This is a genomic window from Labrys sp. HAY1-8F, assembly GCF_056754975.1.
This window is the reverse complement of record NZ_JBPGWZ010000002.1, coordinates 1,655,309-1,672,147: the sequence shown is the minus strand read 5'-3', so window position 1 is coordinate 1,672,147 and position 16,839 is coordinate 1,655,309. Positions and strand designations below refer to the sequence as shown.

The 16,839-nt window shown below is 64.1% G+C and carries 13 protein-coding genes and 1 pseudogene; 11 read left to right on the top strand and 3 right to left on the bottom strand.

Annotated elements, in window-relative coordinates; all coding sequences use genetic code 11:
• The first annotated feature begins 7 nt into the window (after positions 1-7).
• The 4 genes from ACR9ZN_RS16715 (at position 8) to ACR9ZN_RS16700 (ending at position 6,203) form a co-directional block, all read left to right on the top strand.
• Positions 8-928, top strand: a complete 921-nt coding sequence (locus tag ACR9ZN_RS16715; protein WP_441770532.1) for a DUF58 domain-containing protein — start codon at positions 8-10, stop codon at positions 926-928.
• A 25-nt stretch (positions 929-953) separates the two neighbouring features.
• Positions 954-3,737: a DUF4159 domain-containing protein gene (locus ACR9ZN_RS16710; RefSeq protein ID WP_481272714.1), complete on the top strand. Its 2,784-nt coding sequence runs from the start codon at positions 954-956 to the stop codon at positions 3,735-3,737.
• Positions 3,737-5,812, top strand: a complete 2,076-nt coding sequence (locus ACR9ZN_RS16705; RefSeq protein ID WP_434957525.1) for a hypothetical protein — start codon at positions 3,737-3,739, stop codon at positions 5,810-5,812. The genes ACR9ZN_RS16710 and ACR9ZN_RS16705 overlap by 1 nt, the downstream gene beginning before the upstream one ends.
• Positions 5,813-5,960: 148 nt before the next feature.
• Entirely contained in the window at positions 5,961-6,203 is a 243-nt protein-coding gene (locus ACR9ZN_RS16700) for a hypothetical protein (RefSeq protein WP_434957524.1), read from the top strand.
• A gap of 104 nt (positions 6,204-6,307) precedes the next feature.
• Here the strand turns inward: ACR9ZN_RS16700 and blaOXA are convergent, their stop codons facing one another.
• The 3 genes from blaOXA to ACR9ZN_RS16685 all read right to left on the bottom strand — a co-directional run bounded on the left by blaOXA (position 6,308) and on the right by ACR9ZN_RS16685 (position 8,851).
• Positions 6,308-7,150 carry a class D beta-lactamase gene (blaOXA, locus tag ACR9ZN_RS16695; RefSeq protein ID WP_434957522.1) on the bottom strand — a complete coding sequence of 281 codons (843 nt, stop codon included), beginning with the start codon at positions 7,148-7,150 and terminating at the stop codon, positions 6,308-6,310.
• Positions 7,151-7,383: 233 nt separating this feature from the next.
• Complete coding sequence (hemF, locus tag ACR9ZN_RS16690; RefSeq protein WP_481272713.1) at positions 7,384-8,295, bottom strand: oxygen-dependent coproporphyrinogen oxidase; 912 nt, start codon at positions 8,293-8,295, stop codon at positions 7,384-7,386.
• A gap of 76 nt (positions 8,296-8,371) precedes the next feature.
• Positions 8,372-8,851 (bottom strand): tRNA (cytidine(34)-2'-O)-methyltransferase, encoded by a 480-nt coding sequence (locus tag ACR9ZN_RS16685; RefSeq protein WP_441770459.1) that lies wholly within the window; start codon positions 8,849-8,851, stop codon positions 8,372-8,374.
• 310 nt (positions 8,852-9,161) lie between these two features.
• On the opposite strand from ACR9ZN_RS16685, the gene petA reads away from it, so the two are divergent.
• From petA to ACR9ZN_RS16650, 7 genes and pseudogenes are all read left to right on the top strand, one after another.
• Positions 9,162-9,716, top strand: coding sequence for a ubiquinol-cytochrome c reductase iron-sulfur subunit (gene petA / locus ACR9ZN_RS16680; RefSeq protein ID WP_454815169.1), 555 nt, complete (start codon positions 9,162-9,164; stop codon positions 9,714-9,716).
• 11 nt (positions 9,717-9,727) lie between these two features.
• Positions 9,728-11,878, top strand: a pseudogene (locus tag ACR9ZN_RS16675) (cytochrome c1).
• Between the two features lie 171 nt (positions 11,879-12,049).
• Entirely contained in the window at positions 12,050-12,613 is a 564-nt protein-coding gene (locus ACR9ZN_RS16670) for an adenine phosphoribosyltransferase (protein ID WP_434957518.1), read from the top strand.
• 254 nt (positions 12,614-12,867) lie between these two features.
• A complete protein-coding gene (locus ACR9ZN_RS16665; protein WP_481272712.1) occupies positions 12,868-13,488 on the top strand; it encodes a 50S ribosomal protein L25/general stress protein Ctc in 621 nt (206 codons plus the stop codon).
• Positions 13,489-13,677: 189 nt separating this feature from the next.
• Positions 13,678-14,298, top strand: coding sequence for an aminoacyl-tRNA hydrolase (gene pth / locus ACR9ZN_RS16660; protein WP_481272711.1), 621 nt, complete (start codon positions 13,678-13,680; stop codon positions 14,296-14,298).
• A gap of 202 nt (positions 14,299-14,500) precedes the next feature.
• Positions 14,501-15,598 carry a redox-regulated ATPase YchF gene (gene ychF, locus ACR9ZN_RS16655; protein ID WP_441770462.1) on the top strand — a complete coding sequence of 366 codons (1,098 nt, stop codon included), beginning with the start codon at positions 14,501-14,503 and terminating at the stop codon, positions 15,596-15,598.
• 183 nt (positions 15,599-15,781) lie between these two features.
• Positions 15,782-16,822, top strand: a complete 1,041-nt coding sequence (locus ACR9ZN_RS16650) for a LacI family DNA-binding transcriptional regulator (protein ID WP_434957514.1) — start codon at positions 15,782-15,784, stop codon at positions 16,820-16,822.
• Positions 16,823-16,839: the final 17 nt, after the last annotated feature.

The following is a 16,839-nucleotide window of genomic DNA, read 5'->3' as shown; positions in this document are numbered from 1 at the left end:
CCGGATGGTGGTTTCCACGCGGCTGATCGACGAGCACAAGGCGGTCAGATCCGCTGGCCTGCAGCAGGCTGCGCTCGATCTGGCCGAAGCCATGCCCAGACTTGCCTTGGAGGCACGCCGCGTGGCGGCGACGGCGCTGCACGGCCTGCATGGCCGCCGCCGTGCCGGGCAGGGCGAGAATTTCTGGCAGTTCCGCCACTTTGCTCCGGGAGAGGCCGCCGCCAATGTCGACTGGCGCCGTTCGGCGCGCGGCGACGAACTCTATGTGCGCGAACATGAATGGGACGCGGCCCAGACCCTGTGGCTGTGGGTCGATCGTTCGATCTCGATGAATCTCGCTTCCAGCCTGGCGCAGACCTCCAAGCTCGAACGGGCCTTGGTGCTGTGTCTGGCTTTTGCCGACCTCCTGGTGCAGGGGGGGGAGCGCGTCGGCCTGATCGGCCTGGCCCGGCCGACCTCGCAGCGGGCGATCATCGAAAAATTTGCCCTCGCCTTGATGACGGCGGCTCTGCCCGCTAGGGCGGAGCGCAGCGGCCTGCCCGAGCGTATCGCGCTCGGCCCCCGCAGCGAAGCCATCCTGATCGGCGATTTTCTCGACGAGCCGGAGGTGACGGCCGGCACCATCGCCGCCTTGGCGGCGCGCGGCGCGCGCGGCCATCTCCTGGTCATCGCCGACCCCATCGAGGAGACCTTCCCCTTCGCCGGCCGCACCGAGCTCATCGATCCCGAAACCGGAGCCAAGTTCCAGGCCCCGCGTGCACAGGATATCCGCCAGGCCTATGAGGATCGGCTTTCGGCCCATCGCGATGCCTTGCGGGCGATCACGCACCGCTATGGCTGGAGCATGACTCTGCACCGCACCGACAAGCCGGCTTCCCAAGCCGTGCTCGCCCTGCATCCGCTGCTGCAGCAGGGAGAGGGTGTGTGATGGTGGCGATCGAGAGGCTTGATCGATGCTAGGTTCGCTGGCTCTCGCATCACCCTGGATGCTGGCGGCGCTGGCCCTGCTGCCGGCGATCTGGCTTCTGCTGCGCCTGGTGCCGCCGCGGCCGCAGCGCATCGACTTTCCACCGTTGCGCCTGCTCTACGGCCTGTTGCCACGCGGACGTGTGGCGGCGCGCTCTCCCTGGTGGCTGACGGCTCTGCGTCTGGCTCTCGCCGCCTTGGTAATTGCCATGCTGGCCGTGCCGACGCTTCGGCCTTTCAATCAGGTCGGGCCGACGCGTGCGGCGCCGCTCTTGTTCCTCATCGACAATGGCTGGGGTTCCGCAGCGACCTGGGCAAAGCGCCGGGAAGTGATCCAGGCCGCGCTTGCCGCAGCCGATCAGGATCGCCGCCCGGTGGCGATCGCGGCCCTGGCCGAACCGCTCACGGATCTCTCGCTCAGCCCCGCCGCGAGCCTCGGTCCTCGCCTTACGGCGCTGGCTCCCCAGCCCTGGCAGGCCAGTCGCGGTGCCTATGCGCCCGCCATCGCTTCCTTCCTGCGCGCCGCGCCAGAGGCCGAGATCGTCTGGTTCTCCGATGGTCTGGCTGATGACGGCGACGACGTCTTTCTCACCGCTCTGTCGGAAGCCGGCAAGCAGGGGCGCGTGACGGTCTATCGTGACGATGCCCGCAGCTCCCTGGCGCTCGCCGGCGCGTCCAATTCGCCGAGCGGCATCTCGGTGCGCGTCCTGCGCATGAGCAAGCTCGACCGCACCTTGTCCGGCACGGTCAGGGCACTCGACCTCAAGAACCTGCCGGTCGGCCAGGCCGATTTCAACTTCCCGGCGGGCGCGGCCGAGACGACGGCCCAACTCGACTTGCCTGTGGACATCCGCAACGATGTGGCGCGGCTCGAAATCGTCGGCGATGCCTCGGCCGGCGCGGTGCAACTGCTCGACCGCACCTGGCGCCGCCGCATGGTCGGCATCGTCTCGGGGCAGGACAAGGATGTCAGCCAGCCCCTGCTCTCGGCGAACTACTACCTCACGCGGGCGCTCGAACCCTATGCCGATGTGAGGACCGCCGAGGGAACGTCTCCGGCCGAGGCGATCGGCCGCTTTCTCGACGACAAGCTGCCGGTGTTGATGCTGGCCGATGTCGGCAATCTCGGCGATGCGGAAGCCAAGCTTTCCGCCTGGATCGAGAATGGCGGTGTTCTGGTACGCTTCGCCGGTTCGCGTCTTGCCGCCGCCGAAAATACGCTGCTGCCGGTGAAGTTGCGCCAGGGCGGGCGCACGCTGGGCGGGACGCTCTCCTGGGAGAAGCCGCAAAAGCTCGGCAGTTTCGACGCCAACTCTCCCTTCGCCGGCCTGGCCTTGCCGGATGACGTCAGCGTCAAGCGCCAATTGCTGGCCGAGCCCGATATCGATCTGCCCGGCCGGACCTGGGCAGCCTTGGCCGACGGCACGCCGCTGGTCACGGCCGAGAAACGGGGCAATGGCGTCGTTGTGCTCTTTCACGTGACGGCGGACACTACCTGGTCCAATCTTGTCTTGTCGGGGACCTTCGTGGAGATGCTGCGCAAGGTGGTGGGGCTGGCCAAATCTGCGCCGGTTGCGGGCGCATCCGCAACGCCGGCGGGCGCTGCGGCACCGGTCTATGCGGCGCCGAGCCGGACGCTCGACGGGCTGGGGGCCTTCCAGGTCCCGCCGGCGACCGCCCAGCCCGTGCGGGTGGACCAGCCCGGCATCGGCCGGCCCGATCATCCGCCCGGTTTCTATGGGCCGCCCGATGGTCTGGTGGCCGTCAATGCATTGGCAGCCAATGCCGTGTTGAAACCCCTGGACTACAAGGCGCTGAATGCCTCCCTGGCCGATTATACGGTTGCCAAGCCGGTCGCCCTTGGGCCCGTCCTGCTGCTGGTCGCCTTGGCGCTGCTGCTGGCCGATGCATTGATCGTCTTCTTCATGGCGGGCGGCTGGACGCGCCTTGCCCGCGCCGGCGCTGGTTCGGCGGCTTTGGTTGTGTTGGCTCTGACCTTGCTCGCGCCGCCGGACGCCCAGGCGCAGAGCCGTCCCTTCGACGCGGCACTGAAGACGCGCCTTGCCTATATCGTGACCGGCGACAAGGAGACGGATGAAACCAGCCTCGCCGGCCTCAAGGGCCTGACCGCCTATATCGCCGAGCGCACGGCGTTGGAGCCGGGGCCGCCCGATGGTATCGATCCAGCCAAGGACGAACTCGCCTTCTATCCTCTGATCTACTGGCCGATCGTGCCGGGCAAGGAACCTCCGCCGCCGGCGGTGATGGCGCGTATCGACGCGTTCATGAAATCGGGCGGCACCGTCATTTTCGATACGCGCGACGCGGTACAACAGGATGCCGGCGGGGCAGCGACGCCGGCCGGCGAAACGCTCAAGCGCCTGCTCTCGGGGCTCGACATTCCCGAACTCGAGCCCATCCCGGCCAAGCACGTGCTGACCAAGACCTTCTACCTGCTCGATAAATTCGTCGGGCGCTATGACAATGGCGAGACCTGGGTGCAGGCCACCGCGCCGACGTCGGAGGACAGCGACAAGCCGGTGCTGGGGGGAGACGGCGTATCGCCCCTGATCATCACCTCCAACGATCTGGCTGGGGCCTGGGCCGTGGATGCCCAGATGAACCCGCTCTTTCCTGTTTCCACCGGGCTGGAGCGCCAGCGTGAGCTGGCCTATCGCGCCGGCGTGAACATGGTGATGTATGCGCTGACCGGCAATTACAAGGCGGATCAGGTGCATGTGCAGGATCTGCTGGAGAGGCTCGGACGCTGATGAGCGATTTCTCCCTCCAATTCCTGCCTCTGCTGCCCTGGCCTGTCGTCATCGGACTGGCCGTGCTGGCGGCTGCCGTCGCGGGGCTGTGCCTGCTGGCGCGGTTGCGCGGGGCCTGGCTGCGCACGCTGGTGCTGGGCCTGTTCGTCCTTGCTCTCACCGGGCCCATTCTGACACGCGAGCAGCGCGCCGTGCTGCCCAATGTGGTGGCGCTGGTGGTCGACCGCTCCGCGTCCCAGTCGCTGGACGAAAGGACGCGGCAGACGGACGAGGCGCGCGACGCGCTGAGCCGGCAGATCAAGGCGTTGGGCAATACCGAGCTGCGCGTGGTCGAAGCAGGCGGCGGCGTCAACTCCGGCGCTGACGGCACCCAGCTTTTCGCTCCATTGGCCACCGCCTTGTCCGACGTGCCGCCCGACCGGGTCGGCGGCGCCATCCTGCTGACGGACGGCGTGGTCCACGACGTGCCGGCACGGGCGGCAGCCCTCGGCTTCAAGGCGCCGCTCCATGCCTTGATCACGGGCCGCGAGGATGAACGCGACCGCCAGATCACCCTGGTCGAGGCGCCACGTTTCGGCCTGGTGAAGCAGGCCACCACTATCCGCTTCCGGGTCATCGATCGCGGCCCGAACATGCCGTCGACGGCGGCAGTGATCCTGCGCCGTGATGGCGAGGAGATCGCGCGCACCACCGTACCGGTCGGCGAATTGTCCTCGCTGCAGGTGCCGATCGAGCATGCCGGCGTGAACGTGGTCGAGCTCGAGGCCGAAACCGTGCCGGGCGAGCTCTCGCCCGTGAACAACCGGGCCGTGCTGCAGATCGAGGGCATCCGCGAGAAGATGCGCGTCCTGCTGGTGTCGGGGGAACCCAATGCAGGCGAGCGCACCTGGCGCAACCTGCTCAAGGCTGACGCCAATGTCGAACTCGTGCACTTCACCATTCTCCGGCCACCGCAAAAGGGTGATGGCACCCCGATCAACGAGCTCTCCCTGATCCAGTTCCCGACCCATCGTCTGTTCGACGAGGAGATCAGCCGCTTCGACCTGATCATCTTCGACCGTTATGCGCAGGAGGGCCTGCTGCCGGCCGCCTATTTCGACAACATGACGGAATTCGTGCGCAATGGCGGCGCCATTCTGCTCGCGTCGGGCGCCGATTACGCCTCAGAGAACAGTCTGTGGGGCACCGGCCTGGCGGAGATCCTGCCGGCCGCGCCTTCAGGCAATGTGCTCTATCAGCCTTATCGGCCCGAGATCAGCCCGCTCGGCAAACGCCATCCGGTGACGCGGGACCTGCCGGGCGGCAATGCCAATCCGCCGGCCTGGGGCCAATGGTTCACCACGGTGGAGACCAAGCTGCGCGAGGGCAGCGCTGTGATGACCGGCGCACAGGGCGATCCGCTACTCGTGCTGGCTCATCAGGGCAAGGGGAGGGTGGCCTTGCTGCTGTCGGACCATGCCTGGCTGTGGGCGCGCGGCTATGAGGGCGGCGGTCCCCATGTCGACCTGCTGCGGCGCCTGTCGCACTGGCTCTTGAAGGAGCCGGATCTCGACGAGGAAGCTTTGCGTGCACGGGCTGTTGGCCGCGACATCACCATCGAGCGCCAGACCATGGCGGAGACGGCGGCGCCTGTCGAACTGACTGGCCCGAACGGCGAAAAGGTCCGGCTCGCCCTCAAAGCGGAGAAGCCCGGCCTGTGGAGCGCGGTCTATTCCACCGACGTGATGGGGCTGTGGCGAGCCCAGGACGGCGCCTTGCAGGCGATCACCAATGTCGGCCCCGCCAATCCACGCGAATTCCAGGATCTGCTCTCCACGCCTGACAGGCTGAAGGGCCTGGTTGGCGAGACCGGCGGCAGCGTGGAACGTCTCGCCACCGCGTCCGGCCTGTCGATCCCGGCGGTCCGCGCAGTCGGTGCCGGCTCCGCCTACGGTGGCAGTGGCTGGATCGGCCTCAAGCGCAGCGAAGCATCGGTGGTGCAGGGCATCGACACCATCCCACTCTTCGCAGGGCTGCTGGGCCTCGCCTTGCTGCTCGGCGGCGTCACGCTGCTCTGGGCCCGGGAAGGCCGGTGATTCCAAAGCGCTGATGCTGCTCGATGGGCAGGATTTAGCGCCTGCCACACGCGACGTTGCGATTCGACTCTTGAGCCGTGAGGCCCTAAATTGCAGATGCAGGTTTCCGATCGGGCCTGCCTCAACGGAATGGGCCGAGGATACGAGAATGCGTAGCGACGAGATCCGGCCAGGGACGCTGGCCAAGCGCCATGCTGACCGACGGTCGCAGATGTCGCTGGGGTTCCGGCGCGAAAGTTTTACTTTGCCGCGCGAGGAAGCACGCGCCAAGGCGCGTGATCTGTTTACTCGCTACCCCAAGGCAGCCTATATGACCGAGATCGAATACTGGGAAGAACTGCCGGACGGGCAGATCTTCGTCACCATGCGCCATTTGCCGACCGCCGATTGAGAAGGGCGGCTTTCGCGGCCGGCCATTCCGGGGCGATCATCGCTGCTGAACTCTCCTCGCCATTACGTCTCGCGACGTCTCGCGCTTGCCGGGCGTGGGCTCGGTTACAGCCGGTCCAGCAGGCCAGGCAGTTCCGCCAGGAAGGCATCGCGCGCCTGGAGGCCGGCTCGGATATCGCCTTTGCCGGCCAGTTGCACCTGGCGCACGAAGGCTACGTTGCGTCCGTTCCTGTTGGCCCAGCCTACGAACCAGCCATAGGCATGATCGAGGTCGAGCTTGCCGTCGGAGCGCCGGGGCGCCCCGGAACCGGTCTTGCCGTGAACTTCCCAGCCATTGGGCAGCGGCGCCAGTTCCAGGATGCGGGTGGTCATGTCATAGGCTCGGTTCGAGACCGGCAGTTGGTGGCGCACCATCCGCTCCAGGAACCTGAGCTGCTGGAGCGGCGTGATCTTCAGGGACGAGCTCAACCAAGCATGGGTGAGGCCGTTCTGCTTGCCCGGATCGCCCGCGACGTCCTGGTTGCCGTAATCGAATTCGGCGACATAGCGCTTGAATCGCAGCTTGCCGAGGCTGCGCGTGACCTGTTGCGAGTACCAGACCACCGAATTCTTCATCCAGCTTGTGGGGTCGGTGCTGGTACGCCATTCCGGCACCCAATCGGCATAGCCTTCGCGAAAGGGCAGGGCCGGCACATGCTCGTTCTTCAACAGGCCCGAATCATAGCCCATCAGGCTGATGGCAATCTTGAAGGTCGAGGCCGGCGTAATCGGCTGGTCGCAACTGCCTTCCTGAGTGAGCAGCTTGCCGGTTGCCACATCGGCCAGCAGCGTGCAGGCGCTCGCGACCGCAGCTCCCGAGGGCTGAGCCAGGGCGTTGCCCGTTCCGGTCGAGATCGTCAAAAAGACGGCGGCGGCAAAAGCCTCCAGAGCGGTCGTCGGGCGGGGCATGCAGCAGGGTCTCCGGGATCGACGCGCATCTGTCAGAGACATTGTGGCCCGATCTTGTCGATGGCAGCAACAGGCTGCGCTGCACGAGCGCAAAGTGCGGTTTCTCCGAACCCACTTTGCTCTAACTCACCATTTCGACGCGACTTTGCGATTTGAGGCGATTCCGTCAAATCGCAAAACGCTTTGGTTTAGAAGCAGGCTGCGGACCTGTCCGGGAAATTCCGCTTAGCGGGTCAAGGCCATTTCACCGTGGGTGGCATCGAGGACAGGATCGAGGAAACATTGCCGCCGGTCTTGAGGCCGAACAGCGTACCGCGGTCATAGAGCAGGTTGAATTCGACGTAACGCCCGCGGCGCACCAGTTGCTCGTCGCGTTCCGCCTCTGTCCAGGGCTTGTCGAAATTGCGCGTGACGATCTCCGGATAGATGGCGGCGAAGGCGGTGCCGACCGCCTGGGTGAAGGCGAAATCGGCCTGCCAGTCGCCGCTGGCCAGCCCATCATAGAAAATGCCGCCGATGCCGCGCGACTCATTGCGATGCTTGAGGAAGAAATAGTCGTCGCACCATTTCTTGTATCGGGCATAGTCCGCCACGGGATGGGCCTCGCAAGCCCGGCGCAGGGCGGCGTGAAAATCCTGGGTGTCCGGGTCTTCCTGCGTGCGGCGCCTGTCGAGCATCGGCGTCAGGTCCGCGCCGCCGCCGAACCAGGCCTTGGTAGTCACCACGAAGCGGGTGTTCATGTGCACCGTCGGCACATGAGGATTCCAGGGATGGGCGATCAGGGAGATGCCGGAGGCCCAAAACCGCGGATCTTCGGCGGCACCGGGGATCTCGGTGCGGAATTCGGGCGAGAATTCGCCATGGACGGTCGAGCAATGCACGCCCACCTTCTCGAACACCCTGCCATGCATCATCGCCATCACGCCGCCGCCGCCGGGGCGGCCCGTGTGGTCGGTGCGTTGCCAGGGCGTGCGTTTGAAGTGTCCCGTTGTGGTGCCGGCCGGCGCTCGGGCCTGCGGCAACGCTTCCTCGATGGCCTCGAAGGCGGTGCAGATCTGATCGCGCAGCGATTCGAACCAGACACGGGCCTCGGCCTGATGGGCGGCGATCTCGGCGGAAAGTGGGGCGGAAGCGGGCTTTGTCATGCTGCCTCTATAGTCCGTTTCTACCAGCAGGCAATTGCGCAGGATCAATGGCGGCCGGAAGAAGGCCGGTGTTCGCTCAAGCAGAATCTGCCGGGGAAGGGAAGCCATCGGTCTGGCGCAGGGCCTCGCCGAGCACCATGGCGGCAGCAACAGCCACGTTCAGCGAACGCAACCCCGGACGCATCGGCACGATCACCCGCGCGTCGGCTGCAGCATGAACCATATCGGGCACGCCGGCCGATTCCCTGCCGACCATCAGGATGTCGTCCGGTTGAAAGACATGGTTGGTATGAGGCACCGCGCCCCTGGTCGTCAGCAAAACCAGCCTTTGTTTGTTCGCGGCTCGCCATGCCTCGAAGGCCGGAAAGGAAATGTGGCGGTCTATGGCGAGGCGATCGAGATAGTCCATGCCGGCCCGGCGGAAGGCCCGGTCCGAGACGGGAAAGGCCGCCGGCTCGATGATGGCCGCCTTTACCCCGAGGCAGGCGCATAGGCGCAGCATGGTGCCGGCGTTCTGGGGGATGTCGGGCTGGAAGAGGGCGAGAGTGAGGGGCATTCGGGTTTTCGTGGCGGAAAGCGAAGAGTGTCTTCATAGGACACCTGCCCGGCATCGGGCATGGAGAATCTGCATGATTGGCGTTGATGTCATGCGACATAGCGCCATTTGCGGGCTGCACGATCTAGACAACTTCGCAACAGAGTGGCATGAGCCCCTTGATAAGGTTTGCCCCAGTTTCGCCGCGATCCGGTTTTGCGCGGCTGGGGTGGCCGAGATTTGGCAGAGTTGGATGGTGCGGGACTGATGCGTCCGGTTCCTCCATCATCCCGGCGGTGGCCGGGATGCGACGTATGAGAAGGATCGATCCGTGTCAGTCACGAACGAACACGCCGCAGAGCCCACTCGTCGCGATTTCATTTACATTGCCACCGGCGCGGTCGGTGCTGTGGGTGTCGCTGGCGCAGCTTGGCCTTTCATCAGCCAGATGAATCCGGACAAGGCAACCATCGCGGCGGGCGTGCCGGTCGAGGTTGACCTGGCCCCGATTCCCGAGGGGCAGTCGGTGAAGATCTTCTGGCGCGGCAAGCCGATCTTCGTTCGTCACCGCACCAAGGCTGAAATTGCTGCGGCCGAGGACGTCAAGCTGGGTGATCTGAAGGACCCGCAGGCGGATGCGGACCGGGTCAAGAAAGATCAGGCGCAATGGCTCGTCGTGGTCGGCATCTGCACGCATCTGGGCTGCATCCCGTTGGTCAACGAGGGGGCCTATCATGGCTGGTTCTGCCCCTGCCATGGTTCGGTCTACGATACCTCGGGACGCATCCGTCAGGGTCCGGCTCCGCTCAACCTGGAAGTTCCGCCCTATAATTTCGAGAGCCCGACCAAGATTATGATCGGCGCCGAATCGAACGCACAAGCTTAAGGTCACAATTCATGAGCGGAACCTCGACCTGGACTCCGAAATCCGGCCTTGGACGGTGGTTCGAGAGCCGTCTGCCGATCGGCGGGCTCGTCCACTCCTCGTTCATCGCCTATCCCACGCCGCGCAACCTCAATTATATGTGGACCTTCGGCGCCATCCTCTCCTTCATGCTGGGTGCGCAGATCCTCACGGGCGTGGTGCTGGCGATGCACTACGTCTCCGATTCGAGCCTGGCCTTCACCTCGGTGGACCTGATCCGTCGCGACGTAAACTGGGGTTGGCTAATCCAGAAGCTGCACGCCAACGGCGCCTCGATGTTCTTCATCGCCGTCTATCTCCACATTGCCCGCGGCATGTATTATGGCTCCTATAAGGGCCCCCGCGAGGTGCTGTGGCTGCTCGGTGTCGTCATCTTCCTCTTGATGATGGCGACCGGCTTCATGGGTTATGTGCTGCCCTGGGGCCAGATGTCGGGCTGGGGTGCTACCGTCATCACCAACCTGTTCTCCGCCATTCCCGTGTTCGGCAAGTCGATCGTGACCTGGCTGTGGGGCGGGTATTCGGTGGGCAATCCGACCCTGAATCGCTTCTTCTCGCTGCATTATCTGCTGCCGTTCATGATCGCCGGCGTCGTCGTGCTGCATATCTGGGCGCTGCATGTGGTCGGCCAGAACAATCCGACCGGCGTCGACATCAAGTCAGACAAGGACTCGGTACCCTTCACGCCGTATGCGACGCTGAAGGATGCCTTCGGCATCGCCTGCTTCCTCGTCTTCTTCATGTATTTCGTGTTCTACATGCCGGACTATCTGGGTGATCCGGAGAACTACATCACCTTCGATCCCGGCAAGACGCCCGCGCATATCGTGCCCGAATGGTACTTCCTGCCCTTCTACGCGATCCTGCGTTCCATCCCGGACAAGCTGCTGGGCGTCATCATGATGTTCGCCGCGATCGTCATGCTGGCGCTGCTGCCCTGGCTCGACACATCGAAGGTGCGCTCGGCGGTCTATCGTCCGGTGTTCCGCTGGGTGTTCTTCATCTTCGTGGCTATTTGCATCGGCCTCGGCTGGATCGGCTCGCAGCCGCCGGAAGGCTCGAAGGTACTGATCGGCCAGATTCTGACCGCGCTGTACTTCGCCTACTTCCTCATCGCCCTGCCGTTGCTGGGGTTGTTTGAGCAGACCAAGCCGGTTCCCGCTTCGATCGCCGATGCCATTCTGGCGAAAACGGGCGGCATCCCCCTGCCGGCCGCAAACACCGCCGAATCGCAAAGCAAGGGCTGAGGGGCGAACGAGATGATTGAGATGTTCAAACCTTCACGTGTGGCCGGCCTGGCTGTCGCCCTGGCCACCCTGTTCGGCGCCGCCGGTCTGTCCCAGCCCGCCTTGGCGGAGGGCGGCGAGCAGCCGACCCGCCAGCAATGGAGCTTCGCGGGCCCGTTCGGTCGCTATGATCAGGGCCAGCTGCAGCGTGGCTTCAAGGTCTATCGCGAAGTCTGCTCGGCCTGCCACAGCCTGCATCGCGTTGCCTTCCGCACCCTATCCGATCCCGGCGGCCCCGGCTTCACCGAAGGGCAGGTGAAGGCGCTTGCTGCCGAATACACCGTCATGGACGTGCCCAACGACAAGGGCGAGGTGCTGGAGCGCAAGGGGCGTCCCGCGGACTACTTCCCGCTGGTCTATCCGAACGATCAGGCCGCCGCCGTCGCCAACAATGGCGCGGTGCCGCCGGACATGTCCCTGCTCGCCAAGGCACGGGGCGTGAAGTCCGGCTTCCCCGGCTTCGTCTTCGACATCTTCACCCAGTACCAGGAGCAGGGGCCGGACTATATCCATGCCCTGATCACCGACGGTTATCTGAAGGATGACGAGAAGCCGCCGGAGGGCGTCACCGTTCCCCCGAACGGGCATTACAACAAGATCTTCGGTGCTTCGCTTGGCATGGCCAAGCCGCTGGCCGACGGTCAGGTGGAATATACCGACGGCGCGCCGCAGACGGTTGACCAGTACACGCGTGACGTGGCCGCTTTCCTGGCCTGGGCCGCCGATCCCTCGCTTGAAAAGCGCAAGCAGACCGGTTTCGTGGTCATCATCTTCCTGATCGTGCTGGCCGGCCTGCTCTATTACACCAAGAAGAAGATTTGGGCCGACGCTCATTGAGGGCTTCGATCGAGACTTGATTGACGAAGGCCGGGGATCGTCGATCTCCGGCCTTCATTATTTTAATCGGCTGTCTGTGAAGGGGAATGCGGGCCTTTCTGCGCCAGCCCGGCCTCGACTCTTGGGCAAGGGCGTGGTCTTTTTCGGCATCGAATCCGTGGAAGGCAGACTATGACCGCCAAGACAGAACTCTCGGGCTCGACGGCCCGCATCCTCAAGGACGCGATCCGCACCATTCCGGACTATCCCAAGCCGGGAGTGGCGTTCCGCGATATCACCACCTTGCTGGGGGACGCCTGGGCCTTCCGGCGTGCGGTCGACGAACTGGTCCAGCCTTGGGCGGGTGCCAAGATCGACAAGGTTGCCGGGATCGAGGCGCGTGGCTTCATCCTGGGAGGGGCTCTGGCCCATCAGCTTTCATCCGGCTTCGTGCCTGTGCGTAAGAAAGGCAAGCTGCCGCACGAAACCGTGCGCATCGCCTATTCCCTGGAATACGGCCTCGACGAAATGGAGGTCCACAAGGATGCGGTGAAGCCGGGCGAACGGGTCCTTGTCGTGGACGATCTCATTGCCACCGGCGGTACAGCGGAAGCGGCGGTCAAGCTGTTGCGTGAAATCGGTGCCGATGTCCTGGCGGCGGTCTTCATCATCGACCTGCCGGACCTGAAGGGGGCCGACAAGATCCGGGCGCTCGGCGTGCCGGTCCACACACTGGTATCTTTCGAGGGACATTGAACGGCGAGGAGGCTGCATGGTGCGCCCGTCTTCAGACCGGCCATGGCACCTTTGGACGGGCATGGCACATTCATGCCGATCCCGCACCATCTCTTGATGGAGCTGAGAAGACGGGAACACCAGGCTTCTTGCATTTCGCCCCCGATACGTCTATGAGAACGCCGTTCCGCGACCAGACACCCCTGGAGGCAATGCGGGACGACCGAACCGGCCGCGCCAGCGGCCTTTTTCTTTGAACAACCTAGGAATACACAATGTCCGTGAAGCAGATTTCCGCCACGGCTCGCACGCAAGTGGGCAAGGGGGCCGCGCGTGCCGTTCGTCGTGAAGGCAAGGTGCCGGCCGTGATCTACGGCTCCGGCAAGCCCCCCGTTTCCATCGCGCTCGATGCCAAGGAAACCAACCGACTAGTTTATGCCGGCCACTTCCTCACCACCGTGTTCGAGATCGAGGTGGATGGCAGCAAGACCCGCGCTATTCCGCGCGACTATGCTCTCGATCCGGTGAAGGACACCGTCGAGCATGTCGACTTCCTGCGCATCGATGCCGGCTCGCGTCTGCGCGTCGACGTTCCCGTCCATGCCGTCAATGCCGCGACCTCGGTGGGTGTGAAGCGTGGTGGTTCCGTCAATATCGTGACGCATTCGCTCTCGGTTCTGGCCCCGGCCGACAGGATCCCCGATTCGATCGATGTCGACGTTGCCGCTCTCGACATCAACGATTCGATCCACCTCTCGCAGATCAAGCTGCCGGAAGGCGTTTCCTACGCCGGCCAGGACGATGCGACGCTGGTTTCGATCCTGCCGCCGGCCGATGAAGAGGCTGCTCCCGAAGCCGAAGTGGCTGCCGAGCCTGCCGACGCCGCCAAGAAGTAATCCGACTTCGAATATTGCTGCGATGGCCGGGCTCGTCCCGGCCATTCGCACAAGAGCGTTTGGCGATTCGACGGAGTCACCTAGAACCGCAAAGACGCTCTAGCCAATCCGTTGGATTGGCTTGGAAACAAGGAGCTGGAGCAAGAGAGCGTATCCGCTTAAACGCGCTTTGCTCTAGTGGGGGCTATCATGCGTCTTTTTGTCGGGCTCGGTAATCCGGGCGCCAAATATGCCGGCAATCGTCACAATATCGGTTTCCTTGTCATCGACGAGATGGCGCGGCGCCACCGTTTCGCGCCCTGGCGCGCCCGCTTCCAGGGCCAGATCAGCGAAGGCAGCATTGGCGGCGAGCGTGTCATGCTGCTCAAGCCCCAGACTTATATGAACGAAAGCGGACAGTCGGTTGGGGAGGCCATGCGCTTCTTCAAGATCGGTCTTACCGATCTCACCGTCTTTCACGACGAACTCGATCTGGCGCCCGCCAAGCTGCGCGTGAAGGTCGGCGGCGGCAATGCCGGTCATAATGGCTTGAGATCGATCACCGCCCATTGCGGCAACGACTATCGCCGCGCTCGGCTCGGCATCGGTCATCCCGGTGACAAGGCGCTGGTGCATCATTTCGTGCTCAGTGACTTCGCCAAGGCGGAGTGGCCCTGGGTCGAGGATCTGTGCTCCGCCTGCGCGGATGCGGCACCACTGCTGGCGAGCGGGGAGGAGGCGAGCTTCCAGAACAAGGTCCACCTGTTCATGGAGGCAAGGGGACACGGTGCGGCCAAGCCGGCTTCATCTGCATCATCCACGAAGGGGTGAAGCAGATGAAGCCGGCAAGTGTTTGAAGTCTTGCAGATCAAACGCGGTCTGCATTGGCTCGCAGGGGCTTGAAGAATCGGCTGGACGAGCCGTCCGGCTCGGCCGAGCGATTGACGTTGCGCTGCTTCCTATCTACCCAGCGCCTTAACGGTTTTCGTCGGCGGCAAAAGCGCGCCGGCTACAAGATGAACGAGCGATCACCATGGGTTTCAAATGCGGAATTGTCGGCCTGCCCAATGTCGGCAAGTCGACCCTGTTCAACGCGCTGACGCAGACGGCGGCGGCACAGGCGGCCAACTATCCCTTCTGCACCATCGAACCTAATGTCGGTGACGTGGCGGTGCCGGACGAGCGCCTGGAGAAGCTCGCGGCCATTGCCAAGTCCGGTACCATCATTCCGACACGGCTGACCTTCGTGGACATTGCCGGCCTGGTGCGCGGCGCCTCCAAGGGTGAAGGGCTGGGCAACCAATTCCTCGGCAATATCCGCGAATGTGATGCCATCGCCCACGTGGTGCGCTGCTTCGAGGACGGCGACGTCACCCATGTCGAAGGCAAGATCGATCCGGTGGCCGATATCGAGACCATCGAGACCGAACTGATGATCGCCGACCTCGACAGCCTGGAGCGTCGCATGGTGGCGCTGGAGAAGAAGGCGCGCAGCGGCGACAAAGAGGCCAAGGAAAGCCTCGACCTGATCAACCGGGCGCTGGTGTTGCTGCGTGAGGGCAAGCCGGCTCGCCTGGTCGACGTCAAGCCGGAGGAACGCCGGGCCTTCGACATGCTGCAGCTTCTTACCGCCAAGCCGGTCCTCTATGTCTGCAATGTCGAGGAGGCCTCTGCCGACAAGGGCAATGGCCTGTCTGAAAAGGTGAAGAAGCGTGCTGCCGAGGAAGGCGCCAAGGCGGTAGTGGTATCGGCCAAGATCGAGAGTGAGATCGCCATCCTGCCGCCCGAGGAGCAGAAGGATTATCTCGACGCCATCGGCTTGAGCGAACCGGGTCTCAACCGCGTCATCCGCACCGGCTATGAACTGCTCGACCTCGTCACCTATTTCACGGTGGGGCCGAAGGAGGCACGGGCCTGGACCATCACCAAGGGCATGCGCGCCCCGCAAGCCGCCGGCGTGATCCACTCCGATTTCGAGAAGGGTTTCATCCGTTCCGAAACCATCGCCTATGCCGACTATGTCGCTCTCAACGGTGAGGCGGGCGCCAAGGAAGCCGGCAAGTTCCGGCTGGAAGGCAAGGATTATGTGGTCGTCGACGGCGATGTGCTGCATTTCCGCTTTGCGACTTGAGCGCAAATGGATTGCGCTCGGTTCGAAGATCTTGAAAGACCTTTGACACCTGGTCGATCCGGCGTAATTTAATATCAATACGTCAATTGGCAGCCTTCAATGAAGGGAGCCAATTGACAGAAGAAAATCGATTTATCTGTGTTATCATCGCGTGAGTGTTCGTTCGTGACAGGGGCGGGGGCCATGCAATCCAACGAACCGCCGCGCAAGATACCGGGTGAGCGGGCAACTATTCATGATGTTGCCCGGCTTGCGAATGTCTCGCCTGCCACCGTTTCCAAAGTGCTCCGCGGCCTCGGCGCAGTGAAGGCCGAGAGTGTCGCGCGTATTCATGCCGCCGTTCGGGAACTTGGCTTTCGGGTGGACCCGCTGGCTGCCAATCTGCGCCGGTCGCGCCGTTCGATCGTCGGGCTGATCGTCCCGGACTTCCGCAATCCGTTCTTCGGTTCCATGGTTGCCCATTTCGAGCGTCTGGCGGAGGGCAGCGGCTATCGTCTGGTGACCGTTTCCAGCGCCGAGAAGGCCGAGCGGGAGGCCGCCCAGACCGAGGCGCTGCTCGACTGGCGCGTCGCCGGCATGATCGTCGTGCCGACGGATGGGCGCCCGGCGGCGGAAGGCTCGCTGCTCGATCAGAAGGTCGCCACGGTCCTGCTCGATCGCGTCCCGGACGAGACCGGATTCGATCGCGTCAGCGTCAACAATATCGAGGCCAGTGCTGCAGTCATTCGCGAACTCGTGGCCCTGGGACACCGGCGCATCTTGCTCGGGCCCTCCTCTCTCGACCTCACCAATATGCGCGATCGCGTCAACGGCGCGATGGCAGCGGCACACCAGGCGGGCGTCGCCGATAATGTCGAAGTTCTGCTGTGTGGTCCCGATGTCGCATCGGCCATGGAGGCCATGGCTGCACGTTTCGACAGGGGAGAGCTGCCGACGGCCGTCTTCGCGCTCTATAGCCCTGCTACGCTCGCGGCCCTGCGGGAAGTGGAGCGACGCGGCCTCGTCATGCCCAGGGATCTGTCGGTTGTGGGCTTCGACGACATCGAATGGATGCAGGTGACCCACCCGCCGATCGCCGCGGTGATACAGCCGGTGGAGGCGATCGCCGAAGTTGCCTGGGCCCAGCTCATGCAGCGCCTGGCGGAACCCGGCGAGGCGCCTCGGGCCGTCGAAGTGCCCTGTCAGCTCGATTTGCGGGGATCGGTTGCCGGCCCGCGAGCCTGAACGCCCAATAGGCCGAT